At 50.6% G+C, this 3015-nt stretch carries 3 protein-coding genes; all 3 read right to left on the reverse strand.

The window, feature by feature from the left end:
- Positions 1-927: glycosyltransferase family 1 protein (locus VIN66_RS04645; protein ID WP_331922905.1), on the reverse strand; the 927-nt coding region annotated here is incomplete at its 3' end.
- Positions 924-2291 (reverse strand): phosphomannomutase CpsG, encoded by a 1368-nt coding sequence (locus tag VIN66_RS04650; RefSeq protein WP_331922906.1) that lies wholly within the window; start codon positions 2289-2291, stop codon positions 924-926. The genes VIN66_RS04650 and VIN66_RS04645, both read right to left, overlap by 4 nt.
- Positions 2292-2295: 4 nt before the next feature.
- Positions 2296-3015 (reverse strand): mannose-1-phosphate guanylyltransferase/mannose-6-phosphate isomerase (locus tag VIN66_RS04655; protein ID WP_331922907.1); only part of this gene is annotated, 720 nt, incomplete at its 5' end.

Consider the following 3015-nt stretch of genomic DNA (forward strand, 5'->3'; position numbering starts at 1 on the left):
ATAGACGGCGCCGTCACCGGCAACCTCACGCAGTACCGGTATATCAGAGGCGATAACCGGCGTGCCGTGCGCCTGAGCTTCTATTACCGGCAAACCAAAACCTTCATAACGAGATGGAAATGCCAGAAATCTGGCCTGACGATACAAGGCGCTAAGCTCAGTATCACTGACATACCCCAGCGATACCGGCGCTACCCCTTCGGGAATAGTGGCCACTAAACGGGCAAACTTGCCCTCGTTGTCAGCCCCGACGTGCTTAACATCAATCTCCCGCTGACACCCGCGCAGTAAACCCAGCGCCTTGACCAGCGTGTCGGCACCTTTGTTCGGTGAGACGTTTGCAACAAACAAACCAAAGCTTTGGCGTTTTTGTGCATCGCTGTCTATGCCTTGCGGTACTGTCAGACAGGGGCCTTCTGCAATCACAGTGGTCTTTTCGGCAAACTGCGGAAAGTAACGCAGCAGATCCTGACGGGTATTTTCTGATACGCAAATAATACTGCTGGCAGAGCGGCAGGTAAGCGGATAAAACAGCTTCCACCACAGCCTGTGGTGCGCTTTGTAAGAACCCGGTGACACATTGAAATACAGATCATGCGTCACGGTTACTCTTGGCCAATTGCCAAGAAAACCGCCCAGAGGGTTACAGTTGAACTCAATATCAGCCTGTTGCTGCTGCATGATCTTAGGCACCAGTGTTAACTGGCGTAACAGATTACGCGGTGTTGACTCAATGTAGGGAACCGATACTACCGTCAACGCAGGTGTCCTAAGTGCCTCAGGTAGGCACTCCTCATCCCACGAAGTTAACAACACGTATTGATGCCTGCCGGTTTTTACCAGCTCTTCCAGCAGCGAAAATAAGTATTTGCTGATCCCGGAAATACGGTTTGCAGGTTCGAGTAAATGGTTCACCAGAATTTTCATGCTGCCACCAGTAACTTGCTGATTTCATCGGTGTAACGGCGCATCAAATCAATATCACCGCGGCTCTCCACATTCAGCCGTACTACCGGCTCTGTGTTTGAGCTGCGAAGGTTGAAGCGCCAGTTGGCGAACTCCAGACTGATACCATCCGTCTTGTCTACCACCAGCGCTTCTGCCAGATAGTGCTGCATAACACGCTCTATCGCCTGTTGCGGGTTTGACAGAGTGAAGTTAATTTCGCCCGACGATGGAAAAGCAGCGATACGCTGATCCACCAGCTCAGACAACGGCTGTGCTTTGCGACACATCAGTTCCGCCACCAGCAACCAGGGGATCATGCCGCTGTCGCAGTAAGCGAAATCACGAAAATAGTGGTGTGCACTCATCTCGCCGCCATAAACTGCATCTTCCTGGCGCATACGCTCTTTAATAAAGGCGTGTCCTGTCTTGGACTGCACAGGCATGCCACCGGCACGTATTGCCAGATCGATGGTATTCCAGGTCAAACGTGGGTCATGTATTACGCGTGCGCCCTGGTTTTTTTGCAGAAAAGCTTCAGCCAGTAAACCAACTATGTAATAGCCCTCGATAAAACGGCCTTGCTCATCGAATAAAAAGCAGCGATCAAAGTCGCCATCCCAGGCAATACCAAAGTCAGCCTTGTGCTCCAACACAGCGTTGCGTGTGTCGGCACGGTTTTCAACTAATAACGGGTTAGGTATACCATTTGGGAAAGTAGCATCCGGCTGATGGTGTACCTTAATAAAGTTCACCGGCACTTTGCGCTGCGCGAACACCTGCTCCAGTGCATCAATAACATGGCCTGCAGCACCGTTGCCAGAGTTGACTACGATATTTAACGGCTCAAGCAGACTTAAGTCTACATACCCCAGTAAATGCTCAACATAGGCATTCAGTACCGATTTTTTACTGTAACGCCCGCGTGTTGTCACAGGCTTAAAATCGGCCTGTTCGGCAAGCTGCTGAATGGCAAACAAGCCGCTGTCACCACTAATTGGCCTGGCGCCTTTTTGTACCAGCTTCATACCGTTGTAGTCGATCGGATTATGGCTGGCGGTTACTTCGATACCGCCGTCTACATTCAGATAAAAGGTGGCAAAATACACCTCTTCTGTGCCTGTCATGCCGAGATCGATGACATCGCTGCCTGCGTCCATTAACCCTTCAGCCAATGCCTGCTTCAGATCTTCTGAACTGGCGCGCACATCGCCACCCAGCACAACCTGCTTCGGTTGCAGAAATTCGCCAAATGCCCGGCCAATCCGGTACGCTATATCGGTATTTAACTGCTCGCCGAGTTTGCCGCGGATATCGTAGGCTTTAAAACACGTCAGTTTTTGCATGAGATCAGGCTCTCCCGTATCGGTCTTCAAAACGCACTATGTCGTCTTCTCCCAGATAAGCGCCTGATTGCACCTCTATAAGCTCAAGTGGCACTTTGCCGGGGTTTTCCAATGCATGTACAGCAGTTATTGGTATATAAACAGACTGATTTTCAGTAACATACTGCTCTTTGTCATCTATAGTGACCCTTGCAGTACCAGACACAACTATCCAGTGCTCTGCCCGGTGATGATGCATTTGTACTGACAGTTTTGCACCGGGCTTCACTGTGATACGTTTCACCTGAAAACGCTCAGCACAATCTACCGAGTCGTACTTGCCCCATGGCCGGTAAACCTCACGATGAAACACCGCTTCGCTGCGGCCCATTTGTGCCAGTTGGTTAACAATCTGCTTAACCTGCTGAGCCTGATCTTTGTGCGCGACCAATACCGCATCTTTGGTACTGATCACAACCAGATCTTTAACGCCAATAGCAGCAACCAGCTTGTCATCACTGCGCACGTAGCTGTTTTCGCTATCAAGGGCCAGTACATCACCGCACAGAACATTACCGTCGGAATCTTTCGCAGATACCTGCCAAAGCGCTGCAAAACCGCCGACATCATTCCAGCCGGCATCAAGTGGTACAGCAACAGCATGTTCTGTTTTTTCCATTACGGCATAGTCTATCGAGTCCGACGGACAGGCTTCAAACGCCGCTTTATTGACCCGCACAAACTC

The sequence above is a fragment of the Rheinheimera sp. genome (genome assembly GCF_036568245.1).
Taxonomy (GTDB): domain Bacteria; phylum Pseudomonadota; class Gammaproteobacteria; order Enterobacterales; family Alteromonadaceae; genus Alishewanella.